Source organism: Enterobacter asburiae, from assembly GCF_007035645.1.
GTDB classification, from domain to species: domain Bacteria; phylum Pseudomonadota; class Gammaproteobacteria; order Enterobacterales; family Enterobacteriaceae; genus Enterobacter; species Enterobacter asburiae_B.
This window is the reverse complement of the sequence record NZ_AP019632.1, coordinates 591,895-610,978: the sequence shown is the minus strand read 5'-3', so window position 1 is coordinate 610,978 and position 19,084 is coordinate 591,895. Positions and strand designations below refer to the sequence as shown.

Annotated in this window: 19 protein-coding genes, 1 tRNA gene and 2 pseudogenes; 16 read left to right on the top strand and 6 right to left on the bottom strand. The window is 56.8% G+C overall.

Annotated elements, in window-relative coordinates; genetic code table 11:
- Nucleotides 1–76: 76 nt before the first annotated feature.
- Nucleotides 77–445, bottom strand: coding sequence for a bifunctional dihydroneopterin aldolase/7,8-dihydroneopterin epimerase (gene folB / locus FOY96_RS02955; protein ID WP_045888206.1), 369 nt, complete (start codon nt 443–445; stop codon nt 77–79).
- A 107-nt stretch (nt 446–552) separates the two neighbouring features.
- Between folB and plsY the strand changes: the two genes are divergently transcribed.
- Together plsY and FOY96_RS02945 are read left to right on the top strand one after the other, a co-directional pair.
- The gene (gene plsY, locus FOY96_RS02950; protein ID WP_023309216.1) at nt 553–1,173 is read left to right on the top strand and encodes a glycerol-3-phosphate 1-O-acyltransferase PlsY; all 621 of its coding nucleotides are present in this window, start codon (nt 553–555) and stop codon (nt 1,171–1,173) included.
- A gap of 84 nt (nt 1,174–1,257) precedes the next feature.
- Nucleotides 1,258–2,724, top strand: a complete 1,467-nt coding sequence (locus FOY96_RS02945; protein ID WP_143346478.1) for an MFS transporter — start codon at nt 1,258–1,260, stop codon at nt 2,722–2,724.
- A gap of 40 nt (nt 2,725–2,764) precedes the next feature.
- On the opposite strand, the gene FOY96_RS02940 is transcribed toward FOY96_RS02945, so the two are convergent.
- The gene (locus FOY96_RS02940) at nt 2,765–3,187 is read right to left on the bottom strand and encodes a MarR family winged helix-turn-helix transcriptional regulator (protein ID WP_045356087.1); all 423 of its coding nucleotides are present in this window, start codon (nt 3,185–3,187) and stop codon (nt 2,765–2,767) included.
- A gap of 147 nt (nt 3,188–3,334) precedes the next feature.
- On the opposite strand from FOY96_RS02940, the gene FOY96_RS02935 reads away from it, so the two are divergent.
- The 9 genes from FOY96_RS02935 to ureG all read left to right on the top strand — a co-directional run bounded on the left by FOY96_RS02935 (nt 3,335) and on the right by ureG (nt 9,978).
- Nucleotides 3,335–4,348 (top strand): alpha/beta hydrolase, encoded by a 1,014-nt coding sequence (locus FOY96_RS02935; protein WP_143346477.1) that lies wholly within the window; start codon nt 3,335–3,337, stop codon nt 4,346–4,348.
- A 144-nt stretch (nt 4,349–4,492) separates the two neighbouring features.
- Nucleotides 4,493–5,320: an urease accessory protein UreD gene (locus FOY96_RS02930; protein ID WP_143346476.1), complete on the top strand. Its 828-nt coding sequence runs from the start codon at nt 4,493–4,495 to the stop codon at nt 5,318–5,320.
- A 10-nt stretch (nt 5,321–5,330) separates the two neighbouring features.
- Nucleotides 5,331–5,633, top strand: a complete 303-nt coding sequence (locus tag FOY96_RS02925) for an urease subunit gamma (RefSeq protein ID WP_006811999.1) — start codon at nt 5,331–5,333, stop codon at nt 5,631–5,633.
- Nucleotides 5,634–5,643: 10 nt separating this feature from the next.
- The gene (locus FOY96_RS02920) at nt 5,644–5,958 is read left to right on the top strand and encodes an urease subunit beta (protein WP_143346475.1); all 315 of its coding nucleotides are present in this window, start codon (nt 5,644–5,646) and stop codon (nt 5,956–5,958) included.
- Entirely contained in the window at nt 5,951–7,654 is a 1,704-nt protein-coding gene (gene ureC / locus FOY96_RS02915) for an urease subunit alpha (protein WP_143346474.1), read from the top strand. The genes FOY96_RS02920 and ureC overlap by 8 nt, the downstream gene beginning before the upstream one ends.
- A 9-nt stretch (nt 7,655–7,663) precedes the next feature.
- Nucleotides 7,664–8,128 carry an urease accessory protein UreE gene (ureE, locus tag FOY96_RS02910; RefSeq protein WP_032640519.1) on the top strand — a complete coding sequence of 155 codons (465 nt, stop codon included), beginning with the start codon at nt 7,664–7,666 and terminating at the stop codon, nt 8,126–8,128.
- A gap of 9 nt (nt 8,129–8,137) precedes the next feature.
- On the top strand, nt 8,138–8,677 hold the full coding sequence (locus FOY96_RS02905; RefSeq protein WP_143346473.1) for a HupE/UreJ family protein: 540 nt from the start codon (nt 8,138–8,140) through the stop codon (nt 8,675–8,677).
- Entirely contained in the window at nt 8,677–9,351 is a 675-nt protein-coding gene (locus FOY96_RS02900; RefSeq protein WP_143346472.1) for an urease accessory protein UreF, read from the top strand. Before FOY96_RS02905 ends, FOY96_RS02900 begins: the two co-directional genes overlap by 1 nt.
- A 9-nt stretch (nt 9,352–9,360) precedes the next feature.
- Nucleotides 9,361–9,978 carry an urease accessory protein UreG gene (gene ureG / locus FOY96_RS02895; RefSeq protein ID WP_014071813.1) on the top strand — a complete coding sequence of 206 codons (618 nt, stop codon included), beginning with the start codon at nt 9,361–9,363 and terminating at the stop codon, nt 9,976–9,978.
- A 44-nt stretch (nt 9,979–10,022) separates the two neighbouring features.
- Here ureG and tsaD read toward each other — a convergent pair whose 3' ends face one another.
- The gene (tsaD, locus tag FOY96_RS02890; protein ID WP_029741753.1) at nt 10,023–11,036 is read right to left on the bottom strand and encodes a tRNA (adenosine(37)-N6)-threonylcarbamoyltransferase complex transferase subunit TsaD; all 1,014 of its coding nucleotides are present in this window, start codon (nt 11,034–11,036) and stop codon (nt 10,023–10,025) included.
- 236 nt (nt 11,037–11,272) lie between these two features.
- On the opposite strand from tsaD, the gene rpsU reads away from it, so the two are divergent.
- The 3 genes from rpsU (at nt 11,273) to rpoD (ending at nt 15,350) form a co-directional block, all read left to right on the top strand.
- Nucleotides 11,273–11,488 (top strand): 30S ribosomal protein S21, encoded by a 216-nt coding sequence (gene rpsU, locus FOY96_RS02885; RefSeq protein ID WP_001144069.1) that lies wholly within the window; start codon nt 11,273–11,275, stop codon nt 11,486–11,488.
- 115 nt (nt 11,489–11,603) lie between these two features.
- The gene (gene dnaG / locus FOY96_RS02880) at nt 11,604–13,349 is read left to right on the top strand and encodes a DNA primase (RefSeq protein ID WP_023333458.1); all 1,746 of its coding nucleotides are present in this window, start codon (nt 11,604–11,606) and stop codon (nt 13,347–13,349) included.
- A gap of 153 nt (nt 13,350–13,502) precedes the next feature.
- Nucleotides 13,503–15,350: an RNA polymerase sigma factor RpoD gene (gene rpoD / locus FOY96_RS02875; RefSeq protein ID WP_023309228.1), complete on the top strand. Its 1,848-nt coding sequence runs from the start codon at nt 13,503–13,505 to the stop codon at nt 15,348–15,350.
- Between the two features lie 100 nt (nt 15,351–15,450).
- Here rpoD and mug read toward each other — a convergent pair whose 3' ends face one another.
- Entirely contained in the window at nt 15,451–15,957 is a 507-nt protein-coding gene (mug, locus tag FOY96_RS02870) for a G/U mismatch-specific DNA glycosylase (RefSeq protein ID WP_023309229.1), read from the bottom strand.
- Between the two features lie 125 nt (nt 15,958–16,082).
- Between mug and FOY96_RS02865 the strand changes: the two genes are divergently transcribed.
- Both FOY96_RS02865 and FOY96_RS02860 read left to right on the top strand, forming a co-directional pair.
- Nucleotides 16,083–16,158: transfer RNA gene (locus tag FOY96_RS02865), tRNA-Ile, on the top strand.
- 143 nt (nt 16,159–16,301) lie between these two features.
- Nucleotides 16,302–16,673 (top strand): hypothetical protein, encoded by a 372-nt coding sequence (locus tag FOY96_RS02860; RefSeq protein ID WP_143346471.1) that lies wholly within the window; start codon nt 16,302–16,304, stop codon nt 16,671–16,673.
- 558 nt (nt 16,674–17,231) lie between these two features.
- Here the strand turns inward: FOY96_RS02860 and FOY96_RS02855 are convergent.
- Both FOY96_RS02855 and FOY96_RS02850 read right to left on the bottom strand, forming a co-directional pair.
- Nucleotides 17,232–18,906, bottom strand: a pseudogene (locus tag FOY96_RS02855) (hypothetical protein).
- A gap of 2 nt (nt 18,907–18,908) precedes the next feature.
- A pseudogene (locus tag FOY96_RS02850) lies at nt 18,909–19,082 on the bottom strand (baseplate complex protein); the annotation flags it as partial.
- Nucleotides 19,083–19,084: the final 2 nt, after the last annotated feature.

The window sequence follows — 19,084 nt, the reverse complement described above, 5'->3', positions numbered from 1 at the left end:
CGGTCGCCCCAACGGCTACCGTGAAAGATACAGCTTTAAGACCGGTATAACCTAAAATGGTTTAGCAATTATGACGTTAATTCTTGCCTTTCAGATTTGTGCCACGTTCAATAATGACGCCAACGTTGGCGGCGCGCGCCACCGCTCCCGGCTTGCTCAGCTTGATGCGCACCCACGGTGAGTTGAATTTTTTCAGCAGCAATTCTGCGACTTCTTCCGCCACCCGTTCGACCAGCGCAAAACGTTGACCTTCAACGTGGGCGATGACCGCTTCACTGATATCGGCATAGCTCAGACAGTCGTTCACGTCATCGCTTTTTGCCGATTTGCGGTTATCCCATCCCATTTCGATATCGAACACCAGCTTCTGCTCGATGGTCTGTTCCCAGTCGTAAACACCAATCGTGGTGATTACCGAAAGTTGCTCTATAAATACAATATCCATCACGACCTGCCTGCTTTTTGGCTAAACCGGATACCACTTCCGGCGAATTATGCGTATTATCCACAGATGCTGAGAATACAGATACATTTTCAAAACGGAACAGCGTTATGAGTGCAATCGCGCCTGGAATGATCCTCCTCGCCTATCTTTGCGGCTCAATCTCCAGCGCCATTCTGGTCTGCCGCATTGCCGGGTTACCTGACCCGCGTGAAAATGGTTCCGGGAATCCGGGGGCGACCAACGTACTACGAATTGGCGGCAAGGGAGCGGCCGTAGCGGTTTTGATTTTTGATGTTCTGAAAGGGATGCTGCCCGTCTGGGGCGCCTATGCGCTGGGCGTTACGCCGTTCTGGCTGGGGCTCATTGCTATTGCTGCCTGCGTTGGCCACATCTGGCCCGTATTCTTCGGTTTTAAAGGCGGCAAAGGCGTTGCGACGGCCTTCGGTGCGATTGCACCTATCGGCTGGGATCTCACCGGCGTCATGGCCGGGACCTGGCTTCTGACCATTCTTCTTAGCGGCTACTCGTCGCTGGGCGCCATCGTCAGCGCGCTGATCGCCCCGTTCTACGTCTGGTGGTTCAAACCCCAGTTCACCTTCCCGGTGTCGATGCTCTCCTGTCTTATCCTGCTGCGTCATCACGACAATATCCAGCGCCTGTGGCGTCGTCAGGAGACCAAAATCTGGACGAAGCTCAAGAGAAAGAAAAAAGACGCTCCGAAGGGTTAGTTATGCCTTATAGCCAAATGTGATTTTGGTCACCTTCTGCCTGTGGTAACTGTTAGAGACACAACACAACCACACAAAAGAAAAATGGCAGAAATCACAGAACCAACTCCCCTTTCAACGGCAGGAAGCACCCCGGATGGCGACATCCAGTGGGTGCGCAGCGCGTCGGACGTATCACGCCTCGTTAATGACGGCTCTCAGGGCCGGACAAACGCCCGTATCGTGGTCAGTATCGCGCTGGGCGGTATTTTCCTCGATGCCTACGATCTGGGCGCGCTGGCGTTCGGCATTAAAGACATCACCCGCGAATTTAACCTGACGCCCGCCGGGACCGGTATGGTGGCCTCGGCGATTACCTTTGGTGCCATTGTCGGGGCGCTGCTCGGCGGTTACCTCACGGATAAAATCGGGCGCTACCGCGTTTTTATGGCTGATATGGTGTTCTTCGTGGTGGCAGCGATCGCCTGTGCGCTGGCCCCGAACGAATATGTGCTCGCGGGCGCCCGCTTTGTGATGGGGCTGGGGGTCGGGATCGACCTTCCCGTGGCGATGGCGTTTTTAAGCGAGTTCGCCAGGCTGAAAGGGCCCGGAAATAAGGCCTCCAGCGTCGCGATGTGGTGCCCCACCTGGTATGCCGCCATCAGCATTTCCTACCTGCTGGTGCTTTTCTTCTACGCCGTGCTGCCGGAAAGCCACAGCGACTGGCTGTGGCGTTTGATTCTCGGCTTTGGCGCAGTGCCCGCGCTGGTGATTATCGCCATCCGCAGCCGCTATATGAGCGAATCTCCGGTCTGGGCGGCGAATCAGGGCAACCTGAAAGAGGCGGCGTCGATTTTACGCCAGTCGTATAACATCAATGCCCACGTGCCGCAGGACGCGCTCGGCCAGCCCGCACCTGTCGTGAATAAAGCGAAATGGTCAAATTATCTGAACCTGTTCCGCGGCATCTACTTGCGCCGCACGACGCTCGCTACGCTGCTTTCCGTCGTCTCGTCGTTTGCCTATAACGCCGTGGCGTTTGGTCTGCCGGTGATCATCTCCAGCTTCTTTGTCCAGTCGATGCTCACCACCATACTCATTTCTCTGGTGCTTAACCTGCTGTTTGCCTTCGTCGGCGGACTGCTGGCGGTACGCTACGTGCCGCGCTTCGGCGCCTGGCGGATGTCGCTTGCGGGTTATGCCTGCCAGCTTGTGGCGCTGCTGGGCCTGGCGCTCATTGGCCGCCCCGAAGGCGCCTCTGAAGGGGTGCTCGCCGTGGCGATGCTGGCACTATTCCTGTTCGGTCAGGGCTTCGGCCCGGGCGCGCATACCATGACGTTCGCCTCCCTGAGCTACCCGACCTCGCTGCGCGGCGTGGGCGTGGGCCTCAACCAGACGCTGATGCGCAGCAGCTCGACGCTGTCGCTGTTTCTGTTCCCGCTGCTGGTGGCGTCGCTGGATACCGCCGTCTTCTGGGTGATTGCGCTGGCGCCGTTTATCGGCCTGGCGTCGCTGCTGGCAATCCGCTGGGAGCCGTCCGGGTATGATGTGGATGCGGAGGACTACCGGTAACGACACATCACTTCGGTGGGTTCACCCCACCGAAGGGTTCTTATAAATCGTCAAGCAGCGTCCGGGAGAGTTTTTTTAGCGTCTCAAGCTCATCGTCATTCATCCGCATGCTGCAGCGAATCTGGTCCGGCAATGCCATCACCCGTTTCTTCAGGTCTTTGGCCTTGTCGGTCAGTACAACATTTTTCATCCTTTCATCACCCACAACCGCGATACGGTTGAGAAATCCTTTTGCCTCAAGCTTTTGTACAAGCGGGGTCAATGTGCCCGAATCAAAAAATGTCTTATCGCTGAGATCGCGAAGTGGGATGTTATCTTTCTCATAAAGCGCCATCAAAACAACGAATTGCGGATAGGTTAGATCCATCTCTTGCAGTAAGGGGCGATACTGGCGAACGAACGCGTTGGTGACCGAGTACAGCGAGAAGCAAAGTAAATCATCTAGCGTTTTGTTTTCTTTCATTTTTCTATCAACTCCGAATCGGTTTCCTGAAAAAATTATAAATAATGTTTGACTAAAAGTATCTTGCGCGCAAGTATTATATCAACAACTAAGTAGCGCACTACATAGTTATCTCATCCGATCAAATTCGCTTAAAGAGGCACTACCATGAAAACACTAACCGCCATCCTGGTTTCTTCAGTCTTCGCGTCAGCTGCGGCATCCGCTCAAACCACCAATACCCCAACCCCGACCGCAGGCGTACAGGCATTTCTTAATGTTTTGAATTCCGGCAAGGGTAAGCCAATGGAACAGATGACCCCGCAGGAGGCCCGCCAGGTACTGATTGGCGCACAGCAAGGCGCAAAACTGCCGCCCGCTCAGGTCTCTGAAAAAACGATCCAGGTAAATGGCCAGGCGATAAAACTGAAAATAGTGAAACCTGAAAACGCCAGCGGCACGCTCCCCGCCTTTATGTTCTTTCACGGCGGCGGCTGGGTGCTGGGTGACTTCCCTACCCACGAACGCTTAATCCGCGACCTCGTTCGCGCTTCGGGTGCCGCTGCGGTTTACGTCGATTACACTCCGTCACCTGAGGCCCATTTCCCGGTAGCAATTAATCAGGCCTATGAAGCGACAAAATGGGTCGCCGGGCACGGTCAGGAAATTGGCGTGGACGGTAGCCGTCTGGGTCTGGTGGGTAACAGCGTGGGCGGCAACATGGTGGCTTCGGTGGCGCTGCAGGCCAAACAGTTCAATGGGCCAAAGATTCGCTACAACGTCATGCTCTGGCCGGTTACCGATGCGAACTTTGATACTGCCTCGTATAACCAGTTCGAAAATGGCTATTTCCTGTCGAAAAACATGATGAAATGGTTCTGGGATAACTACACCACCAGCGCTGCCGATCGCAACAATATCCTTGCCTCTCCGCTTCGCGCCAGCACCGCGCAGCTGAAAGGCTTCCCCGAGACGCTGATCCAGACAGCGGAACTGGACGTTCTTCGGGATGAAGGTGAAGCATTCGGGCGTAAACTGGATGCGGCTGGCGTCCTGGTGACCGTCACGCGCTATAACGGCATGATCCACGACTACGGCCTGCTTAACCCGCTGAGCCAGGAGCCAACGGTGAAAGTTGCCCTTGAGCAGGCAGGTGCAGCGTTGCATGAACACCTGAAGTAGGATCGTCATTCATCTACAGAGCACGGCCCAGGCCGTGCTTTTGTATTTCTCCTGTCTGACCATCCATAAGCGACTCGTATGACAGCCTTCATTTCCGCCAGGGCATACTGAAACGTATCCCGATGGTGTGGAAATGGATGCAGCATGTTAGCAGCTCAGGTCACTGATAATACGTATAAAGGCTGGCAGGCGTCGCTTGCCCTGCAGTTTTGTCACACCCCTGAGAAAACCCTCCTGCACTCCGCCCACCACGTCGGGCCGCTCACCGTTCAACGTCCGTTTTACCCCGAAGGGGAAACCTGCCACCTTTACCTGCTGCACCCGCCCGGCGGGATTGTGGGCGGCGATATGCTGGACATTTCCGTTCGGCTGGACGCCAAAAGCCACGCGCTCATCACCATGCCCGGGGCGAGCAAGTTCTATCGCAGCAGCGGCCCGCAGGCGCGTCTGAACCAGCATTTTTACCTCGATGAAAATTCCACCCTGGAGTGGCTGCCGCAGGACACCATTATCTTCCCCGGCGCGAATGCCGCGCTGCGCTCCGCCTTCCACCTGAAGGCCTCCAGCACGCTGCTGGCTTGGGAGCTGTACTGCCTGGGCCGCCCGGTGATCGGTGAGACATTCAGCCACGGCACGCTGGAGAGCCGCCTGGAGGTGTGGGTAGATGACGAGCCGCGCCTGATTGAGCGTCAGCATCTTAGCGACGGCGATCTCACGCCCGTCGCCGGACGTCCGTGGCTCGGCACGCTGCTGTTCTATCCGGCCAAAGAAGAACATCTCGACGCGGTGCGCGAACGGCTCGCCCCGCTGGAAAATTATGCAGGTGCAACGCTCGTTGACGATCTGCTGTCGGTGCGTTTTCTCTCCGACGACAACCTGATTTGCCAGCGGGTGATGCGCGACATCTGGCAGTCGCTTCGCCCGCTTCTCACCACCAAAATCGCCTGTTCGCCGCGTATCTGGCAGACATAAGAGAAACGTTATGGAACTGACTCCCAGAGAAAAAGACAAGCTGTTGCTGTTCACCGCCGCGCTGGTTGCCGAACGCCGCCTTGCGCGCGGGGTAAAGCTCAATTACCCGGAATCGGTCGCGCTGATCAGCGCCTTCATTATGGAGGGCGCGCGCGATGGCGAAACCGTCGCCTCGCTGATGGAGGCGGGCCGCCACGTCCTGAGGCGCGACCAGGTAATGGAGGGCGTCCCGGAGATGATCCCGGATATTCAGGTCGAAGCCACCTTCCCGGACGGATCGAAGCTCGTCACCGTCCACAACCCGATCGTCTAAGGAGCGCGTGATGATCCCAGGTGAATACCAGATCCAGCCCGGAACGATTGCCCTCAACGTCGGGCGTGAAACCCAACGCGTGGTTGTCGAAAATCACGGCGACAGGCCGATTCAGGTCGGATCGCACTACCACTTTTACGAGGTCAACCCGGCGCTGAAGTTCGATCGGGAAGCCTCCAAAGGCTACCGACTGAACATCCCGGCGGGCACCGCCGTACGCTTCGAGCCCGGCCAGAAGCGGGAAGTGACGCTGGTTCAGGTCACGGGGGCGCAGCGCATTTTCGGCTTTCGCGGCGAGGTGATGGGCGAGGTGAAACATGGCTGAGATTTCGCGCCGGGCGTATGCCGATATGTTCGGCCCCACCACCGGAGATAAAGTGCGGCTTGCCGACAGCGAGCTGTGGATCGAAGTGGAAGACGATCTCACGGTCTATGGCGAAGAGGTCAAGTTCGGCGGCGGAAAGGTGATCCGCGACGGCATGGGCCAGGGGCAGATGACCGCTGAGGGCTGCGTGGATCTGGTTCTCACCAACGCGCTGATCGTCGATCACTGGGGGATCGTAAAAGCCGATATCGGCGTCAAGGACGGACGGATCTTCGCCGTCGGCAAAGCCGGGAACCCGGACATTCAGCCCGGCGTGACGATCCCGATTGGCGCGGCAACGGAAGTCATTGCCGCCGAGGGGAAGATCGTTACCGCCGGCGGGATCGACACCCACATCCACTGGATCTGCCCGCAGCAGGCGGAAGAGGCGCTGGTTTCCGGCGTCACCACCATGATCGGCGGCGGCACCGGACCGGCGGCGGGCACCAACGCCACCACCTGCACGCCGGGGCCATGGTATATCGCCCGCATGCTGCAGGCTGCCGATACGCTGCCGGTGAATATTGGCCTGCTCGGCAAGGGTAACGGCTCCAGCCCGGACGCCCTGCGCGAGCAGATTGCCGCGGGCGCCATCGGGCTGAAGATCCACGAAGACTGGGGCGCGACGCCCGCGGCAATTAACTGCTCGCTGGAGGTGGCTGACGAGATGGATATTCAGGTGGCGCTGCACAGCGACACGCTGAACGAGTCCGGGTTTGTCGAAGACACGCTGGCAGCCATCGCCGGACGCACAATCCACACTTTCCACACCGAAGGCGCGGGCGGCGGCCACGCGCCGGATATCATCACCGCCTGCGCGCATCCGAATATTCTGCCCTCTTCCACCAACCCGACCTTGCCCTACACGGTGAACACCATCGACGAGCATCTCGACATGCTGATGGTTTGCCATCACCTCGATCCGGATATCGCCGAGGACGTAGCGTTTGCCGAATCCCGCATTCGTCGTGAAACCATCGCCGCTGAAGACGTGCTGCACGACATCGGCGCGTTCTCGCTCACCTCGTCAGATTCGCAGGCCATGGGCCGCGTCGGGGAAGTGATTATCCGCACCTGGCAGGTGGCGCACCGCATGAAGGTCCAGCGCGGCGCCCTGCCGGAAGAGACCGGCGATAACGACAACTTCCGCGTGAAGCGCTATGTCGCCAAATACACCATTAACCCGGCGCTCACCCACGGCATCGCCCATGAAGTCGGTTCGATTGAGGCGGGCAAGCTGGCGGATCTCGTGGTCTGGTCTCCGGCGTTCTTCGGCGTCAAACCCGCCACCATCGTCAAGGGCGGGATGATCGCCTGCGCGCCGATGGGCGATATCAACGCCTCGATCCCCACGCCGCAGCCGGTGCATTACCGCCCGATGTTTGGCGCGCTGGGCGCCGCGCGCCACGCTACCCGACTGACGTTTATCTCGCAGGCCGCCAGTGCGAACGGCATTCCGCAGCAGCTCAACCTGCAGAGCGCCACCGCGGTGGTGAAAGGCTGCCGGACGGTGAAAAAGGCGGACATGATCCACAACGGCCTGCAGCCGAATATCACCGTGGACTCGCAAACCTACGAGGTGCGCGTCGACGATGAACTGATAACCAGCGAACCGGCTGACGTTCTGCCGATGGCGCAACGCTATTTCCTGTTTTGAGGAGTGATGATGATCTATTTAACCCAACGCCTGGACCATGCGCACCCGATTACCGCCAGCGTCACGCTGCCGATTGACGTGCGGGTGAAAAGCCGCGCCCGCGTAGCGCTGAACGACGGACGCGAAGCCGGGCTGATGCTGCCGCGCGGCCTGCTGCTGCGCGGGGGCGACCTGCTGACGACCGACGATGGCAGCGAGGTCATCGAAGTGATCGCCGCGCCGGAGTCCGTATCCGTGGTGCGCTGCGCCGATCCGTTCCTGCTCGCCCGCGCCTGCTATCACCTGGGCAACCGCCACGTGCCGCTGCAGATCATGCCCGGCGAGCTGCGCTATCACCACGACCACGTTCTCGACGACATGCTGCGCCAGTTCGGGCTGGAAGTGGCCTACGCCAGCCTGCCGTTTGAACCGGAAGCGGGTGCTTACGCCAGCGATGCCCACAGCCACAGCCATTCTCACGCTCATTCACATTAAGGATCCATCATGCGCAAGTATTTACCGCTGTTACTGCTGGCTTTTTCCGTTCCCGCGCTCGCGCATCCCGGCCACGGCACCGACAGCTTCCAGGCAGGATTTCTTCATCCGCTGACCGGGCTCGATCACCTGCTGATGCTGGCGGGCGCAGGCGTGCTCTCGGCGCTGAGCGGTCGCAAACTCCTGCTGCCGTTTGCCACCCTCGGGATGATGCTTGTCGGCGCCATTGCGGGCAGCCTGCTCGGCGGCTTCAGCGGTATGGAGATGCTGATTATCGCCTCGCTGGCGGTATCCGGCGTGATGATGTTTAAAACTGAAAACCGCCTGCTGCTGGCGGTGCCTGCCCTGGCGATGTTCCACGGCTGGGCGCACGGCGTGGAGATGTCCGGCCACAGCTTCTGGCTCCTCACCAGCGGCTTTATGCTCGCCAGCGCCACGGTGCTGTGCGCCAGCTTTGCCGCAGGGCTGCTGCTGCGCCGTCACGACGGCCTGCGTAAAACCTTCGGCGGCGGGCTGATCGTCTCTGCCCTGCTGGCGCTGATGAGCTGATGGAGCACGCCCGCCAGAGGCTGCGCCTGATGCAGCTCTCCAGCAGCAGCCTGCCGGTCGGGTCGTTTACCTGGTCGCAGGGGCTGGAGTGGGCCGTTGAGACAGGCTGGGTCACCAACGCCGACGCGTTCAAACGCTGGCAAATCCACCAGATGGAGCAGAGCTTTTTCTGCGTCGATCTGCCGCTGTTTATCCGTCTTTATCAGGCCTGTGAGCAACGCTCTCTTACAAAAGCAAAACGCTGGACGACATACCTTCTCGCCTGCCGGGAAACGCGCGAGCTGCGCGAAGAGGAGCGCAACCGTGGAGCGGCGTTTACGCGGCTGATTAAGAACTGGGAACCTGACTGTCCGCCCGAATGGCTGCCGCTGTTTATGCAAAGCCAGCTCTGCGGCATGGCCTGGCTCGGCGTGCGCTGGGGCATTAGCGCGCGCGAGCTGGCGCTGAGCCTCGGCTACAGCTGGATGGAGAGCGCGGTGATGGCGGGCGTCAAGCTGGTGCCGTTTGGGCAACAGGCCGCGCAGCAGCTGATTATCGAACTGGGCGACCATTACGCCGCCGGGCTTGAACAGGCATTTTTGCGCAGCGACGACGCGCTGGGGGCAGCAACGCCGCTGTCCGCCATCGCCTCCGCGCGCCACGAAACCCAATATTCACGACTATTCCGTTCCTGAGGAGTCAACATGGCTGATTACAAACATCCCCTGCGCGTAGGCGTGGGCGGCCCGGTAGGATCGGGCAAAACCGCGCTGCTGGAAGCGCTCTGCAAGGCGATGCGCGACACGTATCACCTGGCGGTGGTCACGAACGATATCTACACCAAAGAGGATCAGCGCATCCTCACCGAGGCAGGCGCGCTGGAGCCGGAGCGCATCGTCGGCGTGGAAACGGGCGGCTGCCCGCATACCGCCATTCGTGAAGATGCGTCGATGAACCTGGCGGCAGTGGAGGCGTTAAGCGAGAAGTTCGGCAATCTGGATCTGATCTTCGTGGAAAGCGGCGGAGACAACCTGAGCGCGACGTTCAGCCCGGAGCTGGCGGATCTGACCATCTACGTGATCGACGTGGCCGAAGGGGAAAAAATCCCGCGCAAGGGCGGGCCGGGGATCACCAAATCCGATTTTCTGGTGATCAATAAAACCGACCTCGCGCCGTACGTCGGTGCGTCGCTGGAGGTGATGGAGCGCGACACCAACCGCATGCGCGGCGAGCGCCCGTGGACCTTTACCAACCTGAAAGCGGGCGACGGTCTGGCGACGATTATTGCGTTTCTGGAAGAGAAAGGGATGTTGCGGGTGTAGGGCCATAATACCCTCTCCCTGTGGGAGAGGGTTAGGGTGAGGGATTACGCCTCCGGCAGTTCCGCCAGCGGCCAGCGCGGACGCACGGACACGCTCAGGTCGGACGTTGCGCCCGCGTTCAGGCGCACCATTCCGGCGTAAGCGATCATCGCGCCGTTGTCGGTGCAGAATTCCGGACGGGCATAGAACACTTCCCCGCGACGCTTTTGCATCATCTCGGCGAGCTTCGCGCGCAGCGTGCGGTTAGCGCTCACGCCACCCGCCATCACCAGACGCTTAAAGCCGGTCTGATCCAGCGCGCGCTTGCACTTGATCATCAGCGTGTCCACCACCGCATCTTCGAACGCGCGGGCGATATCGGCGCGGGTCTGCTCGCTGTCATCGTTATTGCGAATCGTATTCGCCGCGAAGGTTTTCAGCCCGGAGAAGCTGAAATCCAGCCCCGGACGGTCGGTCATCGGACGCGGGAAGACAAAGCGCCCTTCCGTTCCCTGCGACGCCATTTTCGACAGCATCGGGCCGCCCGGATAATCCAGACCCAGCAGCTTGGCGGTTTTATCGAACGCTTCACCGGCGGCGTCGTCGATCGACTCGCCCAGCAGCTCGTACTTGCCAATCCCCGTTACGCTAATCAGCTGCGTATGACCGCCGGAGACCAGCAGCGCCACAAACGGGAACTCAGGCGGATTCTCTTCCAGCATCGGCGCCAGAAGATGCCCTTCCATATGGTGAACCGGGATCGCCGGCACATCCCACGCAAACGCCAGCGAACGGCCAACCGTCGCGCCGACCAGCAGCGCGCCGACCAGGCCCGGGCCTGCGGTATAGGCCACAGCGTCGATATCGTTTGAACTCAACCCGGCCTCTTTCAGCGCCGCCTGAATCAGGGGAACCGTTTTACGCACGTGGTCACGAGAGGCCAGTTCAGGTACGACGCCGCCGTAGTCAGCGTGCAATTTCACCTGACTATACAGCTGGTTGGCCAGAAGCCCTTTTTCGTCGTCGTAAATGGCGATGCCGGTTTCATCGCAGGATGTTTCAATACCCAGTACACGCATGACTTGTTTTACCTCGTTTCAATACCGCGCAGTGTAGAGCCTGGGCGGGTTGATGTAAAACTTTGTTCGCCCCAGGAAGAAGGCTCGTGTATACTCCTCACCCTTATTAAAGTCCCTTTCAAAATCGCATCGGTGCTTTACAAAGCAGCAGCATTTGCAGTAAAATTCCGCACCATTTTGAAATAAGCTGGCGTTGATGCCAGCGGCAAACCGAATTTATTAAAGGTGAGAGTTACATGCCGGTAATTAAAGTACGTGAAAACGAGCCGTTCGACGTAGCACTGCGTCGCTTCAAACGTTCATGCGAGAAAGCAGGTGTTCTGGCTGAAGTTCGTCGTCGTGAGTTTTATGAAAAACCAACGACCGAACGTAAGCGCGCTAAAGCTTCCGCTGTGAAACGTCACGCGAAGAAACTGGCTCGCGAAAACGCACGCCGTACTCGTCTGTACTAATTGGTTGAGGGCCTCAGCCCTCAATTGACAGACAGAGTAATAGTCGTAAGGCCGTGCTTCCGGAAGGAATGCGCGGCTTGTTTTCGTTTATGAGTCACTAAAAATAACGGGGCATATGGCCGGAAGAATCCCACGCGTTTTCATCAATGACCTGCTTGCCAGAACCGACATCGTCGATCTCATCGACGCGCGGGTAAAGCTAAAAAAGCAGGGCAAGAACTACCATGCGTGCTGTCCGTTCCATAACGAAAAAACCCCCTCCTTCACCGTAAACGGTGAAAAGCAGTTCTACCATTGCTTCGGCTGTGGCGCACACGGTAATGCCGTCGATTTTTTGATGAACTACGACAAGCTCGAGTTCGTTGAAACCGTCGAAGAGCTGGCGGCGATGCATAACCTTGAAGTGCCGTATGAAGCAGGCAGTGGGCCAAGTCAGATCGAGCGCCATCAACGGCAAACGCTGTATCAACTGATGGATGGCCTGAATTCGTTTTACCAACAGTCTCTTAAGCACTCTGCGGCTGAGCCTGCGCGTCAGTATCTGAACAAGCGCGGACTGAGCGACGATGTCATTGCGCGTTTCGCTATTGGTTACGCCCCGCCCGGCTGGGACAACGTGTTAAAGCGTTTTGGCGGCAATAGCGAAGATCGTAAGTCTCTCATCGATGCAGGCATGCTGGTCACCAACGACCAGGGACGAAGCTACGACCGCTTCCGCGAACGGGTGATGTTCCCGATCCGCGACAAGCGTGGCCGGGTAATTGGTTTTGGTGGTCGCGTGCTGGGTGATGCCCTGCCGAAATACCTCAACTCCCCGGAAACCGATATTTTCCATAAGGGCCGCCAGCTGTACGGCCTTTATGAGGCGCAGCAGAATAATGCGGAACCTCCGCGTCTTCTGGTCGTCGAAGGCTATATGGACGTCGTGGCCCTGGCGCAGTACGACATCAACTACGCGGTTGCGTCGTTAGGGACGTCCACCACCGCCGATCATATTCAACTGCTGTTCAGGGTGACCAATAACGTCATCTGCTGTTACGACGGTGACCGCGCAGGACGCGACGCCGCCTGGCGCGCGCTGGAAACCGCGCTACCCTATATGACCGACGGGCGTCAGCTACGCTTTATGTTTCTGCCCGACGGTGAAGACCCGGATACGCTGGTGCGTAAAGAGGGCAAAGCGGCGTTTGAAGCGCGGATGGAGCAGGCTCAGCCGCTCTCCACGTTTTTGTTTAACAGCCTGATGCCGCAGGTCGATTTGAGTACCCCTGACGGGCGCGCGCAGCTCAGTACGCTGGCGCTGCCGTTAATCAGCCAGGTGCCCGGCGAAACGCTTCGCATCTATCTGCGTCAGGAGTTAGGCAACAAGCTCGGCATTCTGGATGACAGCCAGCTTGAACGTTTAATGCCAAAACAGGCTGAAAACGGTGCGGTTCGCCCCGCGCCTCAGCTAAAACGCACAACCATGCGTATACTGATAGGGTTGCTGGTCCAAAACCCCGAGCTTGCGCCGCAGGTGCCGTCGCTGGCGGGTTTAAACCACGAAAAATTGCCCGGACTTGGCTTATTTTCAGAACTGGTCAATACGTGTTTGTCTCAGCCAGGTCTGACCACCGGACAACTTTTAGAGCATTATCGCGGCACAAAAGAGGCCGCTACCCTTGAAAAATTGTCGATGTGGGACGATATAGCAGATAAGGACATTGCAGAAAAAACGTTCACCGACTCACTCAACCATATGTTTGATTCGATGCTTGAGCTGCGCCAGGAAGAGTTGATTGCTCGCGAGCGCACACACGGTTTAAGCAGCGAAGAACGCCGGGAGCTCTGGATGATTAACCAGGAACTGGCGAAGAAATAAAAAATTTAACGGCTTAAGTGCCGAATATCGATCGGGAAGCCCCCGGCAGCCGCACTGAGAGGCAGCGGCAAAAATATAAGTACGCCCTCGCTTTAAAGGTTGGCAGCCCCATCGCCGACACCAATCAAACGAATTAAGTGTGGATACCGTCTTATGGAGCAAAACCCGCAGTCACAGCTGAAACTTCTTGTCCAACGTGGTAAGGAGCAAGGCTATCTGACCTATGCCGAGGTCAATGACCATCTGCCGGAAGATATCGTCGATTCAGATCAAATCGAAGATATCATCCAAATGATCAATGACATGGGCATTCAGGTGATGGAAGAAGCACCGGATGCCGATGATCTGTTGCTGGCTGAAACCTCCAACAACACTGACGAAGATGCGGAAGAAGCTGCTGCACAGGTACTGTCCAGCGTGGAATCTGAAATCGGGCGTACCACTGACCCGGTCCGCATGTACATGCGCGAAATGGGTACCGTTGAACTGTTGACCCGCGAAGGCGAAATTGACATCGCAAAACGCATCGAAGACGGGATCAACCAGGTTCAGTGCTCTGTTGCCGAGTACCCGGAAGCGATCACCTATCTGCTGGAGCAGTACGATCGCGTTGAAGCGGAAGAAGCGCGCCTGTCTGACCTGATCACCGGTTTTGTCGACCCGAACGCTGAAGAAGATATGGCGCCTACCGCCACTCACGTCGGTTCTGAACTGTCTCAGGAAGAGATGGATGATGACGAAGACGAAGATGAGGAAGAGAGCGACGACGACACCGCGGACGATGACAACAGCATCGACCCGGAGCTGGCGCGTGAGAAGTTTGCCGAGCTGCGTACCCAGTACGAAGTGACGCGTGACACCATCAAAGCGAAAGGCCGCAGCCATGCCGCCGCTCAGGAAGAGATCCTGAAGCTGTCTGAAGTCTTCAAACAGTTCCGCCTGGTGCCAAAACAGTTCGACTACCTGGTGAACAGCATGCGCGTGATGATGGATCGCGTACGTACCCAGGAACGCATCATCATGAAGCTGTGCGTTGAGCAGTGCAAAATGCCGAAGAAGAACTTCATTACCCTCTTCACCGGCAACGAAACCAGCGAAACCTGGTTCAACGCGGCTATCGCGATGAACAAGCCGTGGTCCGAAAAACTGCACGACGTGAAGGACGACGTACATCGCGGCCTGCAGAAACTGCATCAGATTGAAGAAGAGACCGGCCTGACCATCGAGCAGGTTAAAGACATCAACCGTCGTATGTCCATCGGTGAAGCGAAAGCCCGCCGTGCGAAGAAAGAGATGGTTGAAGCGAACTTGCGTCTGGTTATCTCTATCGCCAAGAAATACACCAACCGTGGTCTGCAGTTCCTGGATCTGATTCAGGAAGGCAACATCGGTCTGATGAAAGCGGTAGATAAGTTTGAATACCGTCGTGGTTACAAGTTCTCCACCTACGCAACCTGGTGGATCCGTCAGGCTATCACCCGCTCTATCGCGGATCAGGCGCGCACCATCCGTATCCCGGTGCATATGATTGAGACCATCAACAAGCTCAACCGTATCTCCCGCCAGATGCTGCAGGAGATGGGCCGCGAACCGACGCCGGAAGAGCTGGCCGAGCGCATGCTGATGCCGGAAGACAAGATCCGTAAAGTGCTGAAGATCGCCAAAGAGCCAATCTCCATGGAAACACCAATCGGTGATGATGAAGATTCGCATCTGGGTGATTTCATTGAGGATACCACCCTCGAGCTGCCGCTGGACTCTGCGACCACCGAGAGCCTGCGCGCTGCGACGCACGACGTTCTGGCTGGCCTGACCGCCCGTGAAGCAAAAGTCCTGCGTATGCGTTTCGGTATTGATATGAACACCGACCACACGCTGGAAGAAGTGGGTAAACAGTTCGACGTTACCCGCGAACGTATCCGTCAGATCGAAGCGAAGGCGCTGCGTAAGCTGCGTCATCCAAGCCGCTCTGAAGTACTGCGTAGCTTCCTGGACGACTAATCGGTCCTGACAGTGAAAAAGCTCCCAATCGGGAGCTTTTTTTTGTTCATTCCTCTCCCTGTGGGAGAGGGCTAGGGTGAGGGCATCAGGCCTCAGAGGATTACAGCCCCCGCACCATCAGCGCCTCATCCAGCTCGCGGTACGCCTCCACCAGCTTATCCAGCGTCGCCCTGTTGAGCCCGCTCGGGTTCGGCAGCACCCACACCTGCGTAACGCCAATCGTGATGCTCTGCTTGCCCCACTGCGTTCCACGCTGGCTAAACGCTTGCTCGTAGGCCTGCTTGCCGAGGATCGCCAGCGCGGCCGGCTGATAATCCTCTATCTTCTTGATCAGCTCCCGCCCGCCGCTGCGCAGCTCATGCAGGTTGACCTCGCTTGCCTGCACCGTAGGCCGCTCGACCAGCATGGTGATCCCGCAGCGCGTATCCAGCAGATGCTGCTCCTCTTCGGGCTTGAGTAGCCTGTCGGTAAACCCGGCCTGGTAGATCACCTTCCAGAAGCGATTACCCGGATGGGCAAAGTGAAAACCGGTGTGCGCCGAGGACTTACCCGGGTTGATTCCGCAGAACACCACCCGCAGGCCAGGGGCCAGAATATCGTTGATCATCTTTACTCCCGATCGATACATCGTCAGGGAAGTATAAAGGATTGATTATGCGTTGTTTATAAAAACAGCAGGCAGGTGTGAATGGCTGGATTGCTGCGGGGAGTTACTTTATAATTCACCGCCACGGCCCCTTAGCTCAGTGGTTAGAGCAGGCGACTCATAATCGCTTGGTCGCTGGTTCAAGTCCAGCAGGGGCCACCAAATTTTCCCTTAAAACTCATATAGTTAAACCACCAACCCTAAGGTGGTTTTTTACTATCTTGATCACAGTGTCGCAAAAATATCGCAATGATTTTTGCTTAACCTTATTTCTGATAACTACAGCGCTTGAAAGGAAGAGACTCATGGCAGATTTTTCCCTTACCTGGGAGGTCGTAACTGGCTTCTTCGCCTCTGTAGGGGTTATCTACACTTTTGCATTGAAAAACACTCGTTATTATTTAGATATTATTTCAGGCAAAGCGTTTAAAGTGCTGCTGAACGCTTCATTACTCGTGTATTTCATCCAATTGTTCATAAATATTTATAGCGACAAGTTGAGCGAGAAACTGAATGATTACCCCGCCGCAAAAGTGATGGTTATCGAGCAGTGGCAATCGTTTTTCACGGTGGTGTTATACATAGGTTTAGCACTAACGTTTTACTGGATTGCTTATATCTTATTAGAAGCTCTTATCAGGTCATTCGAAGCTCACAAGAAACAAAACGGTGAATAATTTTTCAGTTACCTACTACATCAAAAAAGCCTCCCCATACCGCACCAGTGCTGGTTTTGCTAAATGAATCAGGCTGCGAGACATGGTCAAGTCTGAGCGTATGACAGTTACGAAAAATCAAAAATTTTCTTTTTTATCTAATAGTTAGATTTTTAATCAGATCCTTTCATGATCCTTGTAACTGAAAAAAACTAAAATTCTTTTCAATCTTTTCAGTTCTGGTTTTCCGCAAAGCCGCCAACACTGGCGCGGTCTGGCGGTCTAATTTGAAGAAAAATAAAACTGAAAAAATTTTATGATCCAAAAACCGCAGGCGGGTGCGGTGTAGTGCGATTTTTGTCTGCGAAAGATTTTTTTGCCATGCTGTGACGACCCAGCGCCCTGATGAGGATACGATCTACTTTAAGGGTGGCGCTGACTGACTGAAAGGCTGGAGCACGCCAGAGCGCTACTGGTTGCGCGTGGTAAAGTCTGTTTGTGAGGATAAAGAAGAGACACCCCGCCAGGGGATGAGGGGCATAAAAAAACCCGCTTTCGCGGGTTATGTTCCGGACAGGTTTACTTGCCAATCACCGGGGAGTATTTGCCGTTCAGCGCGTCCGCTTTTGTTCCGGTGTTCCGGATGGCTCCCGCGTTGGTTGGTGCTCCCGTATTGCTGTGAGTGTGGCTTGCCGTTTGCTCTGCCAGCTCTTTAACACATCCAGCGTGTCCAGCATCAGCCGTGCCACGTTGATGGTGCCAGAGCCAATCCACACCACCGGGGCGATAATCTGCTGTTGAACAGCCGCAACGCTTTTACGTATCTGCCCAATTTTCTCGATCAGGTCTTTTCCCGTTGTGACTGACTGGCTCCCGGCTATGTCCGTTTCATCATTGCCGCCGATACTCGCAACGCGGTTATTGACTGCCTGGCTGTAATCGCCTGTACATACCTGCTGAATGGCTCCGGCCATCAGCGTGGACGTGCCCAGCACCGTGACTTTGTCCGTGGCCTTAATGGTAGTTTCCCGGCTGACCAGCTCCCGCTGCTCCGTATCGGCCTTAACCATCCGCGCCATAGATGTTTCACTGATCGTCTGGTCTGTCTGCCTCACCCAGTCTCCCGCCTGGGTAACGCGCTGCGACACTTCCGCACGCTGCTGTTGCAGCTGCTCGCCAGGCTGGATATCCGGTAAGCTGGTTCCCTCCGGCACGGTCTGCCGCACAAAGGGCTTATCCGGCCTTCCGCCAGTAAAAGCAATTTCAATCAGCGTCCCTTCAGGGGGAAACTGGAACATCCCGGAAACGTTACCCGCCATAGGAACCGGCAGAGGCACAGCTGAGTAAACAGGCGTGTCTTTATCCGGATTGCCGTCCGCGTCTAACAGCTGCACATCAACCGCATAACGAGGACGGAACGGATCGGAGAAATTGCCGCTTTTCACCGCTTCAACGGGATTCATGACGCGGGCGAATTTTGGTAAGTGCATCCCGGAAGCCAGCTCCGGATAATGGCTTTCAATCTGGCGCTGCACGGGCGTTTTCTGAAGAGCCTGACCGTAGCACGGTTGCGGGGCGTCCATGTCACAGCCATCGTGTCATTTTGCAGGTGGACTTTTGTCACCCTCTCCCCGTTCAGATCCACGCAGGGGCGCAGACTTTGCACCAGGGGAGGCGTCATGGAGTTCCCCCCGGCAGCCCCTTGGTTAAATTCATGGGGGATCTCAACCAGGCGATCAGCAAAGAGGGCTTTTCCCGCGCCGCCTACATATACCCCGCCGTCCGGCAGTTGGTACCAGACGTAATCCGTAACGCCAAAAGCTTTACCCAGATTATCCAGCAACTGATAACCCGTACCGCTATGGGTGAAATGTGGGATCGGACGGTCTGAATACTCTGCATCCGGGACACTGAATGTCAGCCCGCTATGCTCCGTCAACCAGCTGGCTACATCGCGCAGCGTAGGATGCTGGAATGAGCATGGCCACAGACGTTCAAACACGCCGACCAGCTCACGAACAAACAACCGCTGGAAACCATTTTCAGCAGGTTGCGATCGCTCCACATACCCGGTAAACCAGCGCAAAACCAGATCGGTATAACCCACATCGAGACGCACCAGTTTGCCCGTATAGTCCTGCGTTGTCCCGGCAGTAATAACCCCCCGGCCGCAGCTGTTCAGCTCCAGCACCAGGCTGGCATCAGCCAGGTGAATTTCATCCGTTGAAAGGTACAGGCGTTTAATCGGCTTCATTTTTATCCCAGTGCATCATTTACGGGTTTGAGCACCCTGCGCTCAAACCACGTCAGTTTTTCTTCATCCTCACCAGCTACCTGGCCTCCGTTCTTGCCGCTGCCACTTCCTGGCGTTTGTTTCACGGCTTTGTTTTTGCCGCTTGCCCTGGCCTCACGTTTTTCCTGCACGCTGATAA

Bases quoted from the DNA above. Each gene is read 5' to 3' on its own strand.
- folB (WP_045888206.1), bottom strand. From the start codon at position 445: ATGGATATTGTATTTATAGAGCAACTTTCGGTAATCACCACGATTGGT.
- plsY (WP_023309216.1), top strand. From the start codon at position 553: ATGAGTGCAATCGCGCCTGGAATGATCCTCCTCGCCTATCTTTGCGGC.
- FOY96_RS02945 (WP_143346478.1), top strand. From the start codon at position 1,258: ATGGCAGAAATCACAGAACCAACTCCCCTTTCAACGGCAGGAAGCACC.
- FOY96_RS02940 (WP_045356087.1), bottom strand. From the start codon at position 3,187: ATGAAAGAAAACAAAACGCTAGATGATTTACTTTGCTTCTCGCTGTAC.
- FOY96_RS02935 (WP_143346477.1), top strand. From the start codon at position 3,335: ATGAAAACACTAACCGCCATCCTGGTTTCTTCAGTCTTCGCGTCAGCT.
- FOY96_RS02930 (WP_143346476.1), top strand. From the start codon at position 4,493: ATGTTAGCAGCTCAGGTCACTGATAATACGTATAAAGGCTGGCAGGCG.
- FOY96_RS02925 (WP_006811999.1), top strand. From the start codon at position 5,331: ATGGAACTGACTCCCAGAGAAAAAGACAAGCTGTTGCTGTTCACCGCC.
- FOY96_RS02920 (WP_143346475.1), top strand. From the start codon at position 5,644: ATGATCCCAGGTGAATACCAGATCCAGCCCGGAACGATTGCCCTCAAC.
- ureC (WP_143346474.1), top strand. From the start codon at position 5,951: ATGGCTGAGATTTCGCGCCGGGCGTATGCCGATATGTTCGGCCCCACC.
- ureE (WP_032640519.1), top strand. From the start codon at position 7,664: ATGATCTATTTAACCCAACGCCTGGACCATGCGCACCCGATTACCGCC.
- FOY96_RS02905 (WP_143346473.1), top strand. From the start codon at position 8,138: ATGCGCAAGTATTTACCGCTGTTACTGCTGGCTTTTTCCGTTCCCGCG.
- FOY96_RS02900 (WP_143346472.1), top strand. From the start codon at position 8,677: ATGGAGCACGCCCGCCAGAGGCTGCGCCTGATGCAGCTCTCCAGCAGC.
- ureG (WP_014071813.1), top strand. From the start codon at position 9,361: ATGGCTGATTACAAACATCCCCTGCGCGTAGGCGTGGGCGGCCCGGTA.
- tsaD (WP_029741753.1), bottom strand. From the start codon at position 11,036: ATGCGTGTACTGGGTATTGAAACATCCTGCGATGAAACCGGCATCGCC.
- rpsU (WP_001144069.1), top strand. From the start codon at position 11,273: ATGCCGGTAATTAAAGTACGTGAAAACGAGCCGTTCGACGTAGCACTG.
- dnaG (WP_023333458.1), top strand. From the start codon at position 11,604: ATGGCCGGAAGAATCCCACGCGTTTTCATCAATGACCTGCTTGCCAGA.
- rpoD (WP_023309228.1), top strand. From the start codon at position 13,503: ATGGAGCAAAACCCGCAGTCACAGCTGAAACTTCTTGTCCAACGTGGT.
- mug (WP_023309229.1), bottom strand. From the start codon at position 15,957: ATGATCAACGATATTCTGGCCCCTGGCCTGCGGGTGGTGTTCTGCGGA.
- FOY96_RS02860 (WP_143346471.1), top strand. From the start codon at position 16,302: ATGGCAGATTTTTCCCTTACCTGGGAGGTCGTAACTGGCTTCTTCGCC.